This is a genomic window from Blastopirellula marina DSM 3645 (assembly GCF_000153105.1).
Lineage (GTDB): Bacteria > Planctomycetota > Planctomycetia > Pirellulales > Pirellulaceae > Blastopirellula > Blastopirellula marina.
Genome location: NZ_CH672376.1, coordinates 227,257 through 247,154, shown reverse-complemented (window position 1 = coordinate 247,154; position 19,898 = coordinate 227,257). Strand labels below are relative to the sequence as shown.

The window sequence follows — 19,898 nt, the reverse complement described above, 5'->3', positions numbered from 1 at the left end:
CGGGCGCGAACGCGCCGTTTTGGAACCTATGTTTTCCATAACGTTGCAAGCGACTTCTTCCGCGTTAGGCAGTTTGTTGAATGAAGGCCTCCCGAACGGAAACCGTGACCGATAAGCCGCTGGCCAAGCCGATCGAACGCTTGGTTTGGCTCGATGCTGCGCGGCTGGGGGCAATGGGATTGGTGGCGCTGCAACATATCATCACGATCTGCGATCGTGAGCCGCCGAAGGTGCTGCTCGGGCTCGACCCAGGGCAGATCGGCGTCGCGATCTTTTTTGCGATCAGCGGGCTGTTAGCCGCGCAAGGTCAACAAGGGCACGCCGTCCGTTGGTTGTCGAAACGACTCTCGCGGATTTACTTGCCCTACTGGATCGCCGTGACCGGCGTCCTGTCGGCCAATTATATTGTGCAATACAAACCGGCGCCCTTGTCGCTGGTGATCGCCGAGCTGGCCGGCGTCGTCGGGTGGACGCATCGCGGCGATATTGTCGGCGTCTACTTCTGGTTTGTTTCGCTGCTGTTGTTCTGTTATCTACTCGCTGCGGTCGTCAAATTGGATCGCCGCGTGTTGCCGCTGCTGGTCGTCGCGTCGATCGTCTGGCTATGGTGGGACGAAGGCTTCGCCGCAAATACGTTAGCGTTTTTGACCGGGCTGTCGCTGGGACAACTTGGCAAGCGTCCCTCGCCGCTTCTGACCGTGGGGGTTGCGCTCGCCGCCGCCGTTCTCACCTTTACTGTCCATCCCGGCTTTGCCTGCGTGACGATCGCCGGAATCGCGATCCTGTCGACGGCAATCCCGTTCTCGCTGCCGGAACATACTGAAGCGGTCATCGCCAAATTGTCAGAACTCTCGTACCACTTTTACTTGGTGCATGTGCCGTTCTACCTGGCGGCCGACAAGCTGTTTCCCAACGCCCTGCTGCCGGTCTTCCTGCTTGGCACCACCGGGGCCGTGATCGGCGCCGCGGTGCTCTATGTGATGGAAACCTATTTGCGCAAGGGACTTGCGTCGCTCTATCCGAGTCGCCGGACAGTCGAGTCCGTCTGACCGGACCGGACCGTTGTGTTTTTTTTCGATCAGGTCACCCAAACTACCGGCGCATTAACTTGGGAGCTTTGGCCATCCGTATGGAACCAGGGGGTTGGACCGGACCGCTCTGTTTTTTTGGCGAGATTGCCTAACTTGCCGTGGGTTAAGATCGGTGGTCTGGTTATCGTCAGCCACGGCCAGACCTACTGCCTTATCAGTTGGACCGGACCGCGACGTTTTTTTTATCCGCTTACTCCGCCTGCCTGGATGTCGATCTGGGCATGGGGCGGTCGGTCGACGATCGATCTCGAGGGTCGCGCCGGCGCAACCGCGACATCGCGTCGAGCGCATCAGATTTTCCGCACCCTGCAATCGACCCGAAGATCGTGCGCTTTGTCAATCGACAAAGTCTCGCCTAGCAACTGTGCAACGCCCATGGAAAAGAAATCCCTCAGCAGCCCACCATCTCAAGCCCCCCAACTCCGCTTTCCGCTTTTGTTCTACCACTCTTCAAACGTCATCCCATCGATCTGCGTCGGATCGGCGTCGGCGTAGAAGTCGGTGATTATCTGTTGGCACTCGGCGGCGTCGCTCGACTTGGTCCAGGACCCGCTGCGATCGGGGACCGGGACGTCGATCACCATCGACTGGTCCTCTTCCCAGAGAAATTGGACGGTGACGTCAGCGTCGTTGACGATGCCGAGAAACGAGAGGGGCTCGCCTGACATTGCGTCCCACGCGGTCAGCACCTCCGGCAGCGTCGCTTCTTTGGGGGAACCGCCGTCGATCCCTTTTTGCTTGCCTTCGTCAAAATAGAAGTACTTCATGAGCGTCGTATCTGGGGTGGTGCATGTTGGGGGACTCGCCCCGCGGCGAGTCTAAATTGAGAATACCCCGAGATCCGACGACGGGCGAGGCCCTGTCTCACAGCAAATACGCCGCCTACTTTCGCGATATCGGGCGCTTGCACCCGTTCGATTAGAATCGAGGGATCTTCTTCTCTCCAACAGCGAGCCGCGGAAGTCAGCGCCTCGCTACGTCTCGGGCGATTTTGGCGTCTGTCGCTTCGCACGCATTTCGCGAATGATTTGGGCGGTCGCCGCGGTATCAAAGAAGTCGTCAATCTTGACGATCTTTCCTCGTTCGAATTTGAACATGATCGTCACCCAACTTTGCGTCATTTGATTGGCGTCTTTCAATTCGACTTGTTCTTGGCCGATCGCGATGCAAGTCAGACCGTCAGTAACGACCGTCGGTGTATACAGCTCTTTGCTAGGACGTGAAAAGAGCTGGAAAAAAGAGCCCCAAAAAGAGTCGAAACCGTCGACCGTCTTCCAAATTCCGGCAAAGGGAATCTGCTCTGGATCGCCGGCGACAAAGCATTCGACGTTGTCGTCGAGATGCGTATGGAAATTGGCGACCAACTGCCGTTCTTTCTTGCGATAAGCCTCGACAAACGATCGCACCGCCGCTGCGGGCGAAGTCACGAGATCTTCGGGAAATATCGGCGCCGTTTCTGTCGAGAGCGCGTCGGCTAACACCTCGATCGTATCGGGATGCAGTGCGCCGCCCGCTTCCGCTTTGCGAATCAATCGATCGCTATAGCCGGCGTGGTCGGCCAATTGGTCTTGGGTCCAACCCTGCTGTTCTCGCAGCAAGCGGAGGAACTCGCCGCGTACTCGCATCGACCTCTTTAACGATTTGCCGGATTGCCATGCCATGAGAATTTTCCCTCGCCACGTTCGGCTCATGCTTCCTGCTGGAAACCTGGCAGCTAAACGGCCATTCACCAACGTTTCCCATCGCGCGGTTTCGTGATCGTTCCGGATCCGTTCCTGAACGAACCCTTCGTGCGATGTTATATGTCTAAGTAGTCAAATGCAAAAAAGAACACACAGGAATAGCAAAAAGTCTGCATAAAGGCGATCCACACGTCATTCATAGAAATCCCCGGAATTATCCTAACGCATCAAAACCAAGTATCACCCTCCTCATGAATTCTTACTTTGATGTTGATCGTTGGCGCCGCCGTCTGCAGGTCGATCCGAACGAAGCGATGCATCAGTTTTGGCGCACCTTCTATCTTCCGCTCGTCCGCTATGCGCGCAACCAATTGAAGACCTCCACCTGCCGGCACTGCGACGAAGAAGATATCGCGATCATTTCAATCAGCGCTTTTTATCAGGCCGCGTCCCAAAATCGCTATCCTGATATCGAAGATGAAGTCGCGGTTTGGAAACTTTTGCTAACGATCGTCGCCCGCAACGCGCGCCGCGCTATCCAGCACGAAAGAATGCAGAAGCGCGGGGGAGGCCGCGTCCGCCGCGAATCGGATCTGACAACCGCCGAACAAGCGACCGACGGCAGTTTGGACTTGGCCGTCGAAACGTCGCACATTCTAGAAACGCTGCAAGTCGACGAACGCATTGATTCTCTCGATCAGATGCGTGATGACCGCCTACGCGAGATTGTCATCCGTAAGCTGCAAGGCTATACCCACGAGGAAATCGGAGCCGCGCTGGGCTGCACCGCGCGAACCGTAAGCCGACGCTTGAATCGCGTTCGATCGGCTTGGACCTATCCGCATTGAAAGATGCCGGCCCCCAGAGACGGCGCTGGTCGTAACCAGGCCCGCAATCGCAGGCGATTGCTGGAGATCATCGCAACTCGAACCCGCTAATAGAGAGGGCCGAATCGCACGCGAAGATCTTCCGGATGCGGTTTCTCGACCCGGCGCAGATTTGGCGATCAAGAAACAAACAGCGGCTGCGTGGTGACAGCCGCTGTTCGAGGTTGATTCAGTTGCGATGCCGCGAAACTGTTCGGCAAGCGATTGCCGAACGGGAAGCGTCGCTTACCAGCGATCGCCACCACGGTCGCCGCCGCGTCCGCCGCGGTCGCCGCCACGGCCACCGCCGCCGCCGCCACCACCGCCGCCGCCGTAGCCGCCACCGCCGCTGCGACCACCGCCGCCGCCGCCATAGCCGCCACCGCCGCTACGACCACCGCCGCCGCCGCCACCATAGCCGCCGCCACCACCGCCGCCGCCGGAACGTTCGCGTTCGCGAGCTTCGTTCACAACGAGCTTACGGCCGTCGACGTCGAAACCGTTGAGGGCTTCCGTCGCAGCGAGAGCGTCGCCATCAGACGCCATTTCCACAAAACCAAAACCGCGCGAACGGCCAGTTTCGCGATCATTGATCACGCTCGCCGAAGCGACCTGACCATATTGACCAAACAGGTTCTCCAGCTCACTGGAACCATAACCGTAGGGGAGATTCCCTACATACAACTTCTTACCCACAGGCGCAGACCTACTCAAAACATCTGACTAGAAAAGATCGATCTCGGATGGATCGAAGAAACACGACAAAAGCAGGGCAACCACAGGCGAGCGGTTCGCGAGCAGCCGCTAAGCCGGCTCTCAGTCAGAAGGGGAGAAGAAGATTCGGTCGTGCGCCGTTCGAAAATTCGGACCGGAAACCTGATCGTCGCTCGCGTCTTCGGGACTTTCGTCAGCCGGCAAGTCATTCTTGCAGTCTGATCCTATCGGCGCGAAATGACCCTCGTCAATAGAATTCGCCCGCATTTGCCCGTTCATTACCCAAATTTGACGTAATCGTCTCTTGCCCGCAGGTCAATCCTCCCCCTGCGGCGGTCGATTGCAACCTTTTGTTGATTCCTTACTCGTTTCGGCATCGCCTGCGATGGTCCGCCTGTCAGACCGAAAGTTCATCTACCCCGGCAATGGCCGTTCGCTTTGCGATGTCTTCCGCCAGATCGCCAACCGACGAAATTACCCGGGTCCCCGCCAGGCGTCTCCTGGGAATCGCGTTAAAACGCGTCGCCAACTACAATTGGCCCGTATCGTTCCCACGCCGTCCTACGAAAAGCGACCTGCATGCAGCCCAAAGTGAAGATCATTGACCTCTTTGAATGCGGCTCGATTCCGGCTGCCGAAGCGGCCCATCGCCTGTTGCTGCTGGTCAACGAAGAGAACGTCGCCGAACTGCTGGCCGATCTTCCCCCGGCCGTGCGTGAAAAGATCATGACGATGCCGCCCGAGTACCGCCGCGTGCTGTTGGGCGCCCATACGACGATCATCGGCCCGGAAGAGTTCGAGCTGCTGGGGCATCTCCCGTCCGAAAAAACCCCGACGGCCGAACAGATCGCGCTCGCTAAACTGCGGCTTGCGGACGAAACCGAAAGCGCCTGATCGGGGCGAACTTGGCTACCAATCGCACAGTGCGAAGTAGTTGCTAGGGAGCGAGACGAGCCAATCACGCGCGGCGTCTTCCTCCAGACACACCTGGCCCCGCAGCCCCCGGTTCTTGGCGACTGCTTCCACAAAATCAAGCCGCTGCCGCAATTGCGGGTTCATCGGGTAGCAGGGAACGTAAGCGATCGCGACTCCGCGAAACGTCTCGGCCGCCGCTTCGCCGGAGACATGCGACTCCAATACCGAGAGGGGACGCCCTGCGGTATTGTCCAACCATAAGACCCGTTCTCGTTGATGACGCCGCGCCACTTCGCTGATCGCATTGCACATCGCGATGCTCTCTTGGTGCGATCGCCAGGGGCCGGTGGTCATCGCCACCAAAAGCTGATCTTCCAGCTCAAAGTTAAAATGAATATCCATCTTCCTGCCTGAAACAATGAGCAAGTTTTTCATCGGAACTACGACCTGCGAAAGAGAGCAGAGCCGCAACTACAATCCGCCAACGCTCCGTTACCCTGCACGTTGTCGCGACAACCAACCGCGAGCCGCGGTCTGGTCGGCGAACTGCCGGCTGAGCAACCCTCGGTTTTGGGCCACTTGCGTGATGAACCGAACGGACTCTTCCAGCTTGGCTTCACGCTCCGCCACCGGAACGTAGCCCAAAACCAATGGTCCCAAAATCGCCGCGGCTCGCTCCCCAAGGAAATGAGCTTCCAGCGTCGAAGGAGCGCTCCCAGTCACTTCGCTGAGATAGAGCACTTGATGCAGATCCTCGGCTTCGGCCTTTTCCAAGATTTGCTGCAGCGTCGCGAGCGAATCGGCCGGCTTCCGCCAAACGCCTGACACTTTCGCGACCAAAATATCATCCTCAATCGTAAAATCGACTTGCGACACCATCGTTCTCACCTCCGCTTTCTAACTGAACAATATCATCCTTTTCTCCAGGGGGTCGAATTTTGCGGAGGGGCCGCACTCCGGTCGAGCGGCTGGCGAAAAGGGGGCGTTTTTCGCTTGAATTCACCACCGCCGGGACGAGGCGGCGAAGCGGCGAATATCAAGCGGAACGGGCCCGGCGAAGGGATCGCAACTGTGGATGCGATCCAACGACCGCGGCTTCCCGTAGCTGTGACCAAGCGCAAGCCGCGAACATTCTCCCGCCTAGCGCTGTCCCCCAACCCCCAGTCGAAATGACGGCGAGAGTTGGACTGACGATGGAGAATTGAGCGTATTGGCGATGAAGAGCAACAAGCAAAAACGAGAACAGTTAAAGGCCAAGCGTGCTCGCAAAGCGCGGCGGGCCCGTTATGCGGCGCTCTTGCAGGATGACGCGACTCCTTCATTCGCCAGCACGGCGATCGCGCGGTTCGATCCCTCGCGCGTTCGTTGCGATCCCGCGCAACTCCGGCCTTTCAGCACATATGGCGCTCCGCCCGCGTTCATCGCCGAGGGCTACCAAGATCATCCCATTTGTTGCATTGAATGCGGCGCCGAAGAGATCTGGACGGCGAGCCAACAGAAGTGGTGGTACGAAGTGATGAAAGGATCGATCTACAGTCGTGCCGTGCGCTGCCGCGCCTGCCGTCGCCGGCGCCGGGCAATCCGGTCCGCAGCGAATGAACGCCGCTTGGCGGGGATGGAGAAGAAACGGCAAGCCAAACGGTTGGCTCCGTCATCGCAGCGACGAAAGCTCTAGCGGTAGTAGCTGAGGATGAATCGAGAAGAAGCAATGAAAAAGCCGGCGGCGATGGGAGAATGCGCGCCGGCTTTTCGTTTCTTAGGTGAAAGCGCGAATCGTCACGGCTTCCAATTCTTGCCGAGATCAACGGCGTACTCAGTCTGTCCTTCCACAATCTCAAAGGTCTGAGGAAGCGAATGCCTTATCGGTTGCCCTCCTCTTTTGTTGCCGTCTTTGCCGATAGGCGCGTACTCCAACACTCCTGAGTATTTTCCGATCGGCATCCAGCCGATGTCAAACTTTCCATCGGGTTGGATCGGCACGCCAAAGGACTCGCCGTTGCCGTGGAACTTCAATTGCAACGTTACTTGTTGTCCCGGTTCAAACGAGACCGGTTTTCCTGCAGCGAGAAGCTGACCATCAAAGTTTTCGACGGTCGGACCTTCAAAATGGTAAGACGATTGACAACCGCAGCTAAGCACGACTGCAGTCAATAGCATACTGGCGCTTCGCATCGTATTCTCGATGAATAGGCGTGAATAAGGCAGGCCGAACGTCCTAGAGCGACGGATTGATTTCTCCACCGTTGGGAGTCAGCAATGGGCAGAGCAACAAGTAATTCGTACCGTTTGAAATGCTACTGACGCTGCCATCCGCCATACAAAACGGCGTCGCCGGATAGGGACTTCCCCACCGATTGGTCGTATCGAGCCCCGGCTTATCTGCGACGACTTCCATCGTGAAATGGAACCAACCGTTAGCGCCGCTATTGAGGAAGTAATTTTGACCCGGGAAATAATAGACGTACTGCGTCGAACCGCTTGAGGAGGTTTGTCCCGCCCACCACAAGACAGCCGGATCGAGAGCTCGCATATTGCCATAGTCGCTTGGTCCGGCGCTAGCGATTGAGAAATCATTTTTGGCGCGGAGCGTACCATTGCTCATTGTGAACTCGCCGCCTCCTCGCGAATCGTAGGTCTCGGTCGCGAGCGCCTTCGTGCCAACTAGGATCGTATTGGATGTACCATCCTTGATATCGGTCAGCTTTCTCCGATAGGTCTTCCAGGACGAGGATGGCCCTGCATTCCAATTGGGACTCACTGTCAAGTTGCCGCTGCCGTCGTCCACGGCGTTCATCCCGCTGCCGATGACCATCGCGTTGGCGGCATAGTCCGACACGGGGCCCATTTTCGCAATGTTTTCCGCCCACTCATCCCCAGCGTCGGAAACGTAGACGTGCTCGGCAATTCCGGTCCCACCACGGCCGGGATCCATGTAGGCGGTTATCGCTACTTCATTGGTCCAATTTTCGTAAAGAGCAGTCTGCTCTAAGAACGGCAGGATTTTGTAGGCCCATGAACAACCGTCGGAAATTTCTGGCCGAGGACTAGCACCGCCATAAGGCGGCCCCCATACCCAGCAGGAGAACGCCCAAGTTCCATTGTCCGGCAACTTACCAAACGTGTCGTGAAAGTTGTGCGTCGCCAGACCGATCTGCTTTAGATTGTTGGTCGATTGCATCCTCCGAGCCGCTTGCCGAGCTTGCTGAACCGCCGGCAGCAACAGGCCGATCAAGACGCCGATAATCGCGATTACGACCAGAAGTTCGACCAGAGTAAAGCCGCGAATGGGTTTCGATCTCATAATGCACCTTGAAATGTTTTTTTATTGAATAAACAAGGTTTTCCTGAGAACAAAAATAACAGTCTCCAATTTGCCTGTAAACCATTTTTAGGAAAATAGAATCACCCTAAAGACCATTGAACCCCTTTCCGGAGATATTTGACGTGGCCATTTGGGGGACCTGCGTTGGCGAGATCAAATAGGCTCAGCATTAGCAGACGTTATGCCGCCGGTGCTCGCGTGTAGCCGCGGGGCTCGAGCGGCGCGAAACGCTCGCCTTGTCAGCTTTGAAGAGAGGGCGGAGGACAAAGGAAGTCGCCGTTCGCATGGCTCTGAGGCCAGAGAAACGTTGTCGCTCTCCCGTGACTCCCCCTCTTTCCTTACGATTTAGCCGGCTCTTTTTTACTCGCTCGACGCAGCCCCTAGGAAGAAGCACACGAACCAGCGGCTGCCTGCGGATTAAGCGTGAATGGAGACTAAGTACGCAGCAATCCCCGATTAGGGCCCAGAAAGAAGGGGCGTTCCGCCGAGAAATGGCGCCGCTTAAACCGACAAATCTCGCAATACCGATGATGGGGGCCGCGTCTGCCCAAAAGATATGCAACCCGGGCGCCCGACTCGTTGACACCTTCTCCTAAGCCGTTTAATATTCGAATGTTGTCGATTTTTCTAGCTATTCTCTGCTGCGCAATTCCGAGGCACATTTGGCACGCGTCAGTCCTTCACAGAGCGGGGTCTTTCAAACCGAATCGGACCTACGCGTCGAGCGTTTCACCGAAAGCGTCAGCTTCGACCGCCGTCTCTATGCGGTGGACATTTCGGGCTCCATCGCGCATGCCCAGATGCTAGCGGATGTCGGCGTCCTAACGCCGGACGAAGCGAGTCAAATCGAGACGACTTTGCTGGCGATTAAAGCCGAAATCGACGCCGGCGAGTTCGAGTTCCAACAGGCGCTCGAAGACGTCCATATGAATATCGAGAAGCAGTTGGTCGACCGACTGGGTGATGTTGGGCGCAAATTGCACACCGGGCGAAGCCGAAATGATCAGATCGCGACCGATACGCGACTTTGGGTGCGTGATGCGATTGACGCGATCGACGCTCGCCTGAAAAACTTGCAGTGCGCCTTTGTCGGCCGCTGCGACGCCGACGCCGAGACGGTGCTGCCGGCTTACACGCATCTGCAGCGCGCCCAGCCGGTGCTCGCGCCCCATTACTGGTTGGCCTATGTCGAGAAGTTGGAGCGAGACCGGGCTCGCCTGGCCGATTGCCGCCGCCGCGTCAATGTATGTAGCTTGGGAACCGCCGCTTTGGCGGGCACTACCCTGCCGATCGATCGGCACAACGTCGCCCTGAAACTGGGCTTTGCCGATGTCGCTCGCAATAGTCTGGACGTTTCGAGCGATCGGGACTATTTGCTGGAGTTTGCGTTTTGCTTGACGCTAATCGCCGAGCATCTGAGCACATGGGCGGACGAATGGGTCTTGTGGTCGACGGTCGAGTTCAACTTTATCAAGCTGCCGCAGCAATTTTGCACCGGCTCTTCCATCATGCCGCAGAAGATCAATCCTGACGTCTGCGAATTGGTTCGCGGTAAGACGGCCCGGGTGATCGGCAATCTGCAGTCGCTTTTGGTGTTGGTAAAGGGCTTGCCGCTGGCCTACAACCGCGATCTGCAAGAAGACAAAGAGCCGCTCTTCGACTCGTTCGATACGGTCTCGGCCTGCTTAGAACTTGCGGCGCCGATTGTCGCCGGCGCCGAGTTGAAGGTCGACTCGATCCGCTCGCGTCTCGATCGCGGCTTCCTCGACGCGACAACGCTGATGGAGCATCTGATCAAACTGGGAACGCCGCAGCGCACCGCTCACCACCAGATCGGCGCGCTGGTCAAACAGGCGATGGAACAAAACTGTCGGCTAGCCGACCTGCCGCTAGAAACGTTTCAAGCGTTAAATCCATCACTAGACGAGAGCGTTTACGAGGTGCTGGGCGTCGATAAGGCGATCGCCGCTTTTCAAAGTTATGGATCAACCGCTCCTGGCGAAGTAAAGAAACAGGTCAGTTATTGGAAAGAGCAATTAAACTTGGACTAGTCTCCCTGCACGGAAGCGCGACGTAGGTAACTCCAAATGCTGGAAAGCGGTTATTCCTTTAGCCCCGCCGCGTGTTCATAATGCGATCACTGTTTACTACTTGTTGGATCTTGCTGGCCGCCGCCGGTACCGTCGCTGCTCAAGCGCCCGGTGAAGCTGCTGCTCCGGTCGACTCTCCGGCCGTCGCGGCGATCCGCGAAGCGAATCCGACAACTCCGCTCGAACTGGCCGAGACCGCCGGTCTGATGGTCGATCTAGGCCGCGTCGATCTGGCGATCGAATATCTGAACAAATTGCTGAGCGACAAGCCAAGCGACGACGACCTGGTGAAGATGCAAGCCAAGCTCGGCAGCGGGCCGCTGATCCGTTTGCAAACGTTGCCCGAGCTGCAACCTGCCGGCACGGAAGTCGCGAAGCTGGTCTTCGCCGCGGTCGAAAAACTGACGCGCAACCCGGCCTTCCTGCAAGCGCAAGTCGACGCGCTCGCGTCGAGCGATGACGTGGCCGTTCGTCGCGCCAGCATTGCCCTGCGCGGCGCCGGAGCCGCCGCGATCGAGCCGCTGTTGTTGGCGTACGCGGGCAGCGACAATCCAGCGACGCGCGACGCCGCTCTCAAAATCATCTTGCAGCTGGGTCAAGACGCCGAAGCGCCGTTGTGGGGCGCGTTGGACAGCACGGATCCGTCCATCAAAGCCGCCGCTCTGTCAGCGCTAGGCGCGCTCCGTTCGACGCGCTCGCTCGACGTGCTTGTCGGCCCTGCGGTCGCCGCTGACGAAGCGCCGGAAGTTCGCCGAGCCGCATCCAAAGCGGTGGTTGATATTGTCGGCGAGCCGGCGTCGACCAGCGATGTTGAGAAGTTTTTGACCAAGCGAATCGAACGGTATCTCGCCGGAGAACCGGTCTTTGCCGGCGGCCCCTTTGCCGAGCTTGACGTTTGGACTTGGAGCGACGCCGCGCCGCATCTGACCAAAAAAACCTTGAGCATGGCCGACGCTTCGACCGTCTGGACGGCTCACTTGGCTCGTGACCTGGCGGCGATCGATCCGCAAAACCCCCAGAACGCTCGCCTACGAATGGTGACGGCGCTGCAAAGCGTGATCGCCCTGGACGGCCCCAATGCCGAAATCAAGGGAACGCCGGCCGACGCCGCAGCGCAACAGCTCGGAGCGGCCAGTGTCGCCGAGGCGCTCGACTATGCGCTGACGCATCCGCGCATGACGATGGCCGCGATCGCCGCATGCCGTTGGTTAGGAGAACAAGGGGATCTGGCGGCGCTCGCTCCGCGTAACGGCCAGCCAAGCGCGTTGGCGGCCGCGCTGTCGCATGGCGCCTATCGCGTGAAAGCCGCCGCCGCGGACGCCGTGCTGGCCCTGAATCCAACATCCCCCTACCCCGGTTCCAGCGCCCTGATCGAAGCGCTGTTGTCCTTCGCCAAAACGTCCGGCGAACGAATCGCCGTGATCGCCGACCCCGATTCGACACGCGCCCAAGAATTGGCGGGCCGCTTGACCGAGTTGGGCTATACCGTTCTCACGCGGCGCGGTCGCCGCGAATTATTTGACGCCGCCTACTCGACTCCGGATGTGGAGTTGATCTTTATCAGCGACGCCGTCGATCGCCCCGGCGCCTTCGAGATGGTGCAAATCCTGCATCACGATAAACGGACGGCCAACACGCCGGTCGGCGTCATTCCATGGATCGAAGATTACAGCCGTTGGCAAGTTCGCCTGACGGACGACCCCTACGCGCTCGCGCTGATTCGGGCGCACGACGCCGAAGGACTAACCGGCCAGATTCAACAGATGTACGCGCAGCAAGGACGACTGCTGGTCGACGCAAACGAACGCGAAGCCCGCGGCGATCGGGCGCTCGATTCGCTCGCCGCGTTGGCTGCGGAACCGAAGTACAAGTTCTACGACTTGCTTTTGTACGAAGCGGAAATTGCCGATTTGATTCGCGACCCCGCTTCGATGGAAGCAGCCGCGGCGCTGCTGAGCAATCTGGCGACGCCGGTCGCCCAGTCGGCTTTGGTCGAAACGGCGAGCGAAGTGGTTCGTCCGCTGGTGGAACGTCAAATGTGCGCGAAAGCGTTTGCCGACGCCGTCCAGCGCAAAGGGTTGCAACTGACTCGGGAGCAGATTCTGCGACAGTACGACCGCTACAACGCGAGCGAAATCTATGATCGCGAGACGCAACAAGTTCTAGCGAGCTTGCTCGATACGATGGAAGCTTCCGCCAAGGGAGTTCGCCTGGATCAACCCGGCCTCGTGCAGCCCGTAATGGAAGAGGTCGAAAAGTAGGTTATGTACAGCGATTGGTCAGACGCACCGCGCTCGCTGGCGACTTTAGGCTACGAGTCCCCGATACCCGGATTGATTGGTTCCAGCCAAGCGATGATGGAGGTCTATAACCTCACGCGTCGCGTCGCGGGCAGCAATGCCTCGGTGCTGTTGCTGGGTGAGACCGGCGTCGGCAAAGAGATGATCGCATCGGCGGTCCATCGACTCAGTCAGCGCGCGGCGGGCCCCTTTGTAAAGGTCAATTGCGGCGCTTTGAGCGAAAGCCTGCTCGAAAGCGAATTGTTCGGACACATGCGCGGAGCGTTTACCGGCGCGGTCAGCAACCGCACGGGACGTTTTGAAGCGGCGCACGGCGGTTCGATCTTCCTGGACGAAATCAACTCGACTTCGCTGCACCTGCAGGTGAAGCTTTTGCGCGTGCTGCAGGAACGAGAGTTTGAGCGGGTCGGCGATACGCAGACGATTCGCGTCGACACGCGTGTTGTCGCGGCGTCCAACCGCGACTTGATGGACGAAGTCGAAGCGGAACGTTTTCGTGAAGACTTGTATTGGCGCTTGAACGTAGTGCCGATCCGCATTCCCCCGCTCCGCGAACGTCGCGAAGACATCCCAGAGCTGGTCGCTCACTTTCTGAACGTCTATAGCGAAGCGAACGAACGGCATGTCGTGCATATCCAACGTGATGCGATGGACGCGATGCAAGACCATGACTGGCCCGGCAACGTCCGCGAACTGCAAAACTATGTCGAACGCGCCGTCGTGCTGGCCGAATCGGATGAGTTGACGGTCGACCTGTTGCCGCCCGAAATGCGGAGCGGGTCGAAACGACCGTCGCTTGGCATGTCTGCCCAAACGCTCGATCTAGAAACATTGACGCAAGAAGTCGTGCAGCAGGGTTTGAGCGAAGCCGATCCCAACGCCGAGGATTTGCATAGTCGCGTCGTCAACCGCGTCGAGAAAGAACTGATCGCGCAGGTAATGCAATCCTGCAGCGGGGTGCAGACCAAAGCGGCGACCCGCTTGGGGATTAATCGGAATACCCTGCATAAAAAGCTGAAAGAATACGATCTCGACTCTTAATCACTGGCTTGAGTCCAATCGTACTTCGCACAAGTGACCTAGGATTCCTTGTCGATCGTACTCCCCTGACTTGGCTTTTGTGAATGATGCCTCCCCTTGATCTTGACAACGGACCGCTGCAATCGCTGCGACCGCTGCAAATGGAACGCTGGCTCGACGCCTGTACGGCGAATCGTCAACTAACGATTCTGGTCGCGAGTTGTTTTTGTATCGTCATCGGCGGCTTGGACCTGTTTCTCGGCAACGAAGTTCCTATTTCTGGGCTTTGTCTGCCGTTTGTCGTGGCCGTCTGTTGGGTCGCTAGTCTGCAAACGGCGATGGTCTTGTCGTTGTTTTGCGCGATGGCTTGGATCATCGATGACACGTTCTTCCTGCATTCGACTTCGCCTGGCGTCACGCTCACCGAAGTTTGGTTGACGACGGTGCATGCCTGTTTCTTTCTGGCGATCGTTTCCGTGATTTGGCGACTTCGCTGCGCTTATGAACGCGAACGGGTTTTTGCCCGCATCGATTCTCTGACAGGCCTGCTGAATATCACCGCGTTCAACGATACGGCGGAGCGCGAAGCGGCTCGCTGTCGTCGCTCTGGTTCGCCGCTGACGGTCGCGTTTATCGACTGCGATAACTTCAAGCAGGTCAACGATACGTTGGGACACCGCACCGGCGACCGCTTGCTCAAACAGATCGCCAGGACGCTCTGCCAAAGCGTTCGCGAAATGGACGCGGTGGCGCGACTAGGCGGGGACGAGTTTGCGTTGCTCTTGCCCAATGCGAACAGAGATCAGGCGGAGATCGTCATCAAGCGTGTGCGGGCGCGTCTTAGCGACGCGATGTCGACCGAGAACTGGCCCGTCACCTTTAGCATCGGCGTCGCCGTCTATCACAATCCAGACGCCGACGCCGACGCGCTGCTGCATGGCGCCGATCAATTGATGTACGACGTCAAACACAACGCCAAAGATGGCGTTGCGTTTCAGGTTAGCTAGAGTCGCGATACCGCTCGTGCTGCTGGTTTAGAGCGCGATGTCGTACTGCGTCTCTCCTCCATGATCGATCGTGACGCTCAATCCGCTGGTGGTCCGCTCGCTGTATTTGGGCGGAATTTTAACCGTCATCGGCGGCGGCGGATTCACGGCCAAAGCGTGCGCATCGGTTTCTTCGACAACGGTCTTTCCGATTGCTACTTGGTACGCGTGACCAAGATCGACGAACGGAAATTCGACGGAGTAATTGCCTTCCGGTCCTATATTCGCGTAGGCGGACTCGCCTGTTTGGGGAGATGTAAAATGAACGCTCCCTTGCCCAAGCGGTTGTCCGCCGAGAGTCACCACTCCTTGGATGACGGCGCTTGGCCGTTCTTTTTCGCCGCCACATCCCCCAAGCAGGCCGGCGGAAATCACAACGATCCAGACGGTTGAAACACGATGCATAGCTATAAGTCCTGATAAGTACCCGGGATGAATCTCCGCATGCCGAACGGCGCAGCAGGAAGAGCCTAAAACTCGTTGAGCACTTGACCATCATCTCGCACGCTCAACTGCTGGATCGCGCTAAGATTGATGGTGTTCGGCACGAACCGGACCGAACCGTCGACCAGCACCACTTGCACGCCGCCGGGATGAAAAGATGTGAGCGGAGTATTGAAATCCCACTCGGCGTTCGCTTCGGCGCCGACCGATGTTGGATTTGGACTGTGGTAGACAGCCGTCAGTCCATTCCCATATTTGTGCAAACCAGCCGTCCCAGCTCGCCAATCGGCGACGCTGCCGGTTTGCGCACAACCGCCCCACCCGGTGTGATAATTGGCCATTTTTCGCGTGCTTGCGTTCGCATTGTTGTTGCCCGATTGCTCCGACACCAGAATCGTGTTTGAGGTTCCGTCGACGACATCCTGCAGGCCGCTGGTTTTGCCGATCAGCAAAGTTCCGTTGTCAGTAGCGTACGCATCGTACTGCGTCTTGTAAGAAGTTGTCGTGCGCCCCGCCGGATCGGGATAGGCGCCCATGATGCCGACATAATGATGCCCTTGCGTTACGGCCCCGATCGATCCCAGCTGAGTATTGTAGGCGTACAGCGGGTCGATGGCGCTCGAGGGACAAACATAGCCGTCAATCACCAGCCCGAACAACTGCCGCGTATCGCTGCTGTAGGCGGTAATATCGGTCTGCGTACCTCCGCCGACATACGTATTCAAGTCGTAGTTAGAAGCTCGATCGAGATCATAAAGGGCCGTTTGCTCCAGAAACGGCAACAGCGCCCAGCGCCAGCTGGTCCCGGCTTTGGTGATGTAGTAGCGTGCGCCGAACGGCAACGAACGATGCGTATCGTGATAGTTATGCGTCGCCAGGCCAAGCTGTTTTAAGTTGTTGCTGCAGCTCATCCGCCGCGCCGCTTCGCGCGCCTGTTGCACCGCCGGCAACAGCAAAGCGATCAGTACGCCGATAATCGCAATGACTACCAGCAGCTCAACCAGGGTAAAACCGCGACGTCGGTCGCAGCGCAGAGACATCGGTACATGCATTGGAATCAACCCTTACGAAAGATGAAAATAACGCCATCGATACTTTCCGGATGAAAATTCCGCCTTTGCCTGTCTCGTTCCCTCGCCGCTAGCCTATTCTCGAATCGAAGTTGCTGCTCCCTGTCTCTCAAGCGTCGGTTACGGCGCCGCGTCGCTTTGCAGATAAGCGAACAAATCGCGAATCTGCGTCGCCGTCATTTCCCCCAACAAGCGGTCCGGCATCAGCGATTTGTCGACCGCCAAGGGGCCGGCGTCGATCTCGTCACGCGGGATCACCAGCTTAGGGTTCTCGGCGTTTTGCAAAGTGATCGTGTTGTCGTCCTGCTCACGTACAAAGCCCGACAGGACGCGGCCATCGACCAGCAGGACGCGAAAGTTGGTGTATTCTTCGCGAATCGCGGCGCTCGGATCGACGATCGAGAGCAACATGTAATCGAGGTTTTTCCGTTCGTAGCCGGTCAGATCGGGGCCGATTGCGGCTCCATCGCCGTGCAGTTTGTGACAGGTCGCGCACTGCTTTTTGAAGAGCGCGGCCCCGTGTGCGGCATCTCCCTGACCGGTTCGCAAGATCGTCGCCGTCTGTTCCATCTGCTGGGCCAATTCATCCGGAGTCGCGCGCGTCGCGCCCCAGAGCTTGGCGATCCGCTCGTTGAGCGACTCGTCGCCGTGCAATTTCAGGTTTTCGACCAGATCGACCGCGACCGCCGAGCGGGGAATCTGCTCCTGCTCGATTGCGTCGATCAAATGGTGGGCTGATGCGGCCCGACCGGCGGCCAAATCGATGATCGCCGCACGCACAAGCTCTTTCTCTTTCGAGTAACGGCCCACGAGCGCCGCGGCGATTTCCGGCGAATCGAACTGTCGCAGTCCCCCGATCGCCGCCATGCGAACCTGGGCCGACGCGGCGGTCATCGACAATCGCAACAATGCGTCACGCGCCTCGTTCGAGCCAACCTGGCCCAACAGCTGGGCTAACTTGATTCGCTGGTCGAGCTTCGCGGTTTCGTCTTCGATCAGCGCGATCGCGGCCGCTTCCGCTTCTTTCTGTCCGGCTCGCACCAACAGCGCCATCTGCTGCGGCGAGTCGCCGCTGGCCGACGCGACGATTGCGTCACGCAGTTGCGGCGGCATCCCTTCGATCTTGCGACCGGCGAAGGCGGTGTCGATCGCGGTCAGCATGCGGCCGCGCAGCTGCGGCACGTCGGTTTCGTTTAACAGTTCGGCCAGTTCCAGCAGATGCGGCTCGGTCGGTTCGGCGGCCAAACGCTGCGCCAAACGAGGCAGCACAATGTCGCCGCCGATCTTGGTCGCCTGCAATTTTTTGACGATTTTCCCCGCGGCTAGCGAGGAGTCATTCGCGTGCGCCTCGATCGCCCACCAGGTGAGCAGCGGAATGTGCGGGTCGTCGGCCAGATCATCGCGCGTCGCAAGTCGCGCCGCCGTTTCGTAGCCGATCACGCCGGGGATTCGTTTCGCCGTCGAGGCCAGTTGGCTGCAAACTTCGACATTCGTTTCCTGCTCGGCCAATCGATAGAGGTCGTCGGCGAAGGTTTCGGCCAACTCGGGAGTCAACAGCCGCACGCCCCAGACGCGCACATAAGGATCCGCATGCCGCAGCGCGATCGCCGCCGCTTGCTGGTCGTACTGCTTCAAGCCATGAATCGCCCAGAGATATTCGAGCGCCAATTGCCCTGTGGTCTGCGGCAGCTTTTCGATCAGGCTCGCCGCCTGGTCGGCGTCTCCATGTTCATAAATCATCCGCTGCGTCAGTTGACGAAGCAGCTTATTGGGACTTTTCAACGTTTCGATCAACTCGGCGGTCGAAAATTTTCGCAAGTCAAAGGGCTGTTGCTGAGGATACGCGTTGGGCTGCAAACGCCAAATCCGACCCCGCGCTCGATTCCAAGTATCGCGGGGATCGACATGGGTGAGCCGCGTGTCGCACCAGTCGGCGATATAGACGCAGCCGTCGGGTCCCACTTTGATATCGACCGGCCGGAACCAGACGTCGTCGGTTTCGATCGCTTTCAGTTCATCTTCGGTTTTCCAGGTCGAACCGTCAGGCGACATTTTGGAAACCGCGACATAGTTGTGCAGCGGCACCGGTGCGATCAAGCGACCGGAGTAGCGCGGCGGCAACGCGTCGCTTTCGTACTTCACCAGCGTATGGCTGAAACGTTCCGCCGCGGCGTGTCCCATTTGGCTGAAGTAGCCGTAAGCGTGCGGATTGGTCAGCGCGCCATGCTTGCCCCAGGACTTCGAGTAGTAGCCGCCCTGGACGTAATGAAAGCCTCGCGTGTTGCCGCCGTTGTGACCCGAGTAAACGCGGCCTTGGGCGTCAAATTCCACGGCGAAGGTGTTGCCGCCCCCTTCAGCGAAAACCTCAAACTGATTCTTCTCGGGATGATAGCGCCAAATCGCTTGTCCCTTGAAATGGACCGGCGGCTGCGGCGCGATCCGCGGCAATGTCACGCTGGCCCAACAAGTGCTCCCTTGGGCGCCATACAGCCAGCCGTCGGGGCCCCAGGTCAAACTGTTGGCGACGGCGTGGGTGTCGGCCATCCCGAACCCGGCTAGGTGAACCTCGGGATCGCCGTCCGGCACGTCATCTTGATCGGCATCCGGATAGAAGAGGAGATATGGCGGGTTCATCACCCAAACGCCGCCGCGGCCCGGCAACGCGCTGGTGACGATATTCAAACCGTCGACAAACGTCTTCTGCTTATCAAACGTGCCGTCGCCGTTGGTGTCTTCATGAATCGTAATCTTATCAGCGCCGCGATCATGATTCGGGGGCGCTGGGGGAACCTTGTCAAAGACGGCGCGCAGATGTTCGTCATACTTGACCACCTTCAAGCCGGCCGGAAAAGGATATTGCAGGTACTGCACGACCCACATGCGGCCGCGCTCGTCAAAGTTGACGCAAACCGGCTGGCGAACTTCCGGCTCAGAAAGGACCACTTTGACCGTCACATCATCCGGCGTGACAAACTTCTTTTCGGCCTCGGCAGGCTCCAGCGCCGGAATCGAGAAATCGCCGGTCGCCCCGCGGCCGGCGAAGTTGCGGATATGTTCGCGGACCGCCTCGTTCTCGGCCGCTTGTAGCGAGCGTTGTTTCTGCTCGATGTCGGCTGGCGGTTCTTCAGCGACGACACTAGAAGTCAAACCGCCCCACAAGGCGACAAACAGCAGAAAGAAGCAGCAGGCGGGAAATTTGGGCATGACGATCACAAGGCAAGATTGAGAACACGTGACAGTTTTCGCTTCTCCGCAGTATACGGGAGCGAAAATTAGATGTCACGAGAAATCTTTCCTGCTGCACCGGCCCGTTGCGGCGCAAGAGCCCGACGAAAACC

18 protein-coding genes are annotated in these 19,898 nt (G+C 58.4%); 8 read left to right on the top strand and 10 right to left on the bottom strand.

What is annotated here, in order from left to right; all coding sequences use genetic code 11:
- Positions 1–80: 80 nt before the first annotated feature.
- The gene (locus DSM3645_RS02655; RefSeq protein ID WP_002650466.1) at positions 81–1,049 is read left to right on the top strand and encodes an acyltransferase family protein; all 969 of its coding nucleotides are present in this window, start codon (positions 81–83) and stop codon (positions 1,047–1,049) included.
- 482 nt (positions 1,050–1,531) lie between these two features.
- Here DSM3645_RS02655 and DSM3645_RS02650 read toward each other — a convergent pair whose 3' ends face one another.
- Positions 1,532–1,858 carry a hypothetical protein gene (locus tag DSM3645_RS02650; protein ID WP_002650464.1) on the bottom strand — a complete coding sequence of 109 codons (327 nt, stop codon included), beginning with the start codon at positions 1,856–1,858 and terminating at the stop codon, positions 1,532–1,534.
- Positions 1,859–2,065: 207 nt separating this feature from the next.
- Entirely contained in the window at positions 2,066–2,752 is a 687-nt protein-coding gene (locus DSM3645_RS02645; protein ID WP_040351555.1) for a helix-turn-helix domain-containing protein, read from the bottom strand.
- Between the two features lie 272 nt (positions 2,753–3,024).
- Here DSM3645_RS02645 and DSM3645_RS02640 point away from each other — a divergent pair, with 272 nt between their 5' ends.
- On the top strand, positions 3,025–3,621 hold the full coding sequence (locus tag DSM3645_RS02640) for an ECF-type sigma factor (RefSeq protein WP_002650462.1): 597 nt from the start codon (positions 3,025–3,027) through the stop codon (positions 3,619–3,621).
- 264 nt (positions 3,622–3,885) lie between these two features.
- Here the strand turns inward: DSM3645_RS02640 and DSM3645_RS02635 are convergent, their stop codons facing one another.
- Entirely contained in the window at positions 3,886–4,335 is a 450-nt protein-coding gene (locus DSM3645_RS02635; protein ID WP_002650461.1) for an RNA recognition motif domain-containing protein, read from the bottom strand.
- A gap of 597 nt (positions 4,336–4,932) precedes the next feature.
- Between DSM3645_RS02635 and DSM3645_RS02630 the strand changes: the two genes are divergently transcribed.
- Positions 4,933–5,247, top strand: a complete 315-nt coding sequence (locus tag DSM3645_RS02630) for a hypothetical protein (RefSeq protein WP_002650459.1) — start codon at positions 4,933–4,935, stop codon at positions 5,245–5,247.
- Positions 5,248–5,262: 15 nt separating this feature from the next.
- Here DSM3645_RS02630 and DSM3645_RS02625 read toward each other — a convergent pair whose 3' ends face one another.
- Both DSM3645_RS02625 and DSM3645_RS02620 read right to left on the bottom strand, forming a co-directional pair.
- Positions 5,263–5,670, bottom strand: a complete 408-nt coding sequence (locus tag DSM3645_RS02625) for a hypothetical protein (RefSeq protein ID WP_040351554.1) — start codon at positions 5,668–5,670, stop codon at positions 5,263–5,265.
- 90 nt (positions 5,671–5,760) lie between these two features.
- Positions 5,761–6,147, bottom strand: a complete 387-nt coding sequence (locus tag DSM3645_RS02620) for a hypothetical protein (protein WP_002650457.1) — start codon at positions 6,145–6,147, stop codon at positions 5,761–5,763.
- 337 nt (positions 6,148–6,484) lie between these two features.
- Between DSM3645_RS02620 and DSM3645_RS29185 the strand changes: the two genes are divergently transcribed.
- The gene (locus tag DSM3645_RS29185; protein WP_002650456.1) at positions 6,485–6,943 is read left to right on the top strand and encodes a zinc-ribbon domain containing protein; all 459 of its coding nucleotides are present in this window, start codon (positions 6,485–6,487) and stop codon (positions 6,941–6,943) included.
- A 101-nt stretch (positions 6,944–7,044) separates the two neighbouring features.
- On the opposite strand, the gene DSM3645_RS02610 is transcribed toward DSM3645_RS29185, so the two are convergent.
- Both DSM3645_RS02610 and DSM3645_RS27585 read right to left on the bottom strand, forming a co-directional pair.
- Complete coding sequence (locus DSM3645_RS02610) at positions 7,045–7,440, bottom strand: hypothetical protein (RefSeq protein WP_002650455.1); 396 nt, start codon at positions 7,438–7,440, stop codon at positions 7,045–7,047.
- A 43-nt stretch (positions 7,441–7,483) separates the two neighbouring features.
- Positions 7,484–8,569 (bottom strand): DUF1559 family PulG-like putative transporter, encoded by a 1,086-nt coding sequence (locus DSM3645_RS27585; RefSeq protein WP_002650454.1) that lies wholly within the window; start codon positions 8,567–8,569, stop codon positions 7,484–7,486.
- Between the two features lie 683 nt (positions 8,570–9,252).
- On the opposite strand from DSM3645_RS27585, the gene argH reads away from it, so the two are divergent.
- The 4 genes from argH (at position 9,253) to DSM3645_RS27580 (ending at position 15,007) form a co-directional block, all read left to right on the top strand.
- Positions 9,253–10,641, top strand: a complete 1,389-nt coding sequence (argH, locus tag DSM3645_RS02600) for an argininosuccinate lyase (protein WP_002650453.1) — start codon at positions 9,253–9,255, stop codon at positions 10,639–10,641.
- Positions 10,642–10,721: 80 nt separating this feature from the next.
- Entirely contained in the window at positions 10,722–12,941 is a 2,220-nt protein-coding gene (locus tag DSM3645_RS02595; protein WP_002650452.1) for a HEAT repeat domain-containing protein, read from the top strand.
- A gap of 93 nt (positions 12,942–13,034) precedes the next feature.
- Positions 13,035–14,021, top strand: coding sequence for a sigma-54 interaction domain-containing protein (locus DSM3645_RS02590; RefSeq protein ID WP_040352026.1), 987 nt, complete (start codon positions 13,035–13,037; stop codon positions 14,019–14,021).
- An 83-nt stretch (positions 14,022–14,104) separates the two neighbouring features.
- Positions 14,105–15,007 (top strand): GGDEF domain-containing protein, encoded by a 903-nt coding sequence (locus DSM3645_RS27580; protein WP_002650450.1) that lies wholly within the window; start codon positions 14,105–14,107, stop codon positions 15,005–15,007.
- A 27-nt stretch (positions 15,008–15,034) separates the two neighbouring features.
- Here the strand turns inward: DSM3645_RS27580 and DSM3645_RS02580 are convergent, their stop codons facing one another.
- The 3 genes from DSM3645_RS02580 to DSM3645_RS02570 form a co-directional block, all read right to left on the bottom strand.
- Complete coding sequence (locus DSM3645_RS02580; RefSeq protein WP_002650449.1) at positions 15,035–15,451, bottom strand: hypothetical protein; 417 nt, start codon at positions 15,449–15,451, stop codon at positions 15,035–15,037.
- 65 nt (positions 15,452–15,516) lie between these two features.
- Positions 15,517–16,530, bottom strand: a complete 1,014-nt coding sequence (locus DSM3645_RS02575; RefSeq protein WP_002650448.1) for a DUF1559 domain-containing protein — start codon at positions 16,528–16,530, stop codon at positions 15,517–15,519.
- A gap of 150 nt (positions 16,531–16,680) precedes the next feature.
- Positions 16,681–19,764, bottom strand: coding sequence for a PVC-type heme-binding CxxCH protein (locus DSM3645_RS02570; RefSeq protein WP_002650447.1), 3,084 nt, complete (start codon positions 19,762–19,764; stop codon positions 16,681–16,683).
- Positions 19,765–19,898 lie beyond the last annotated feature (134 nt).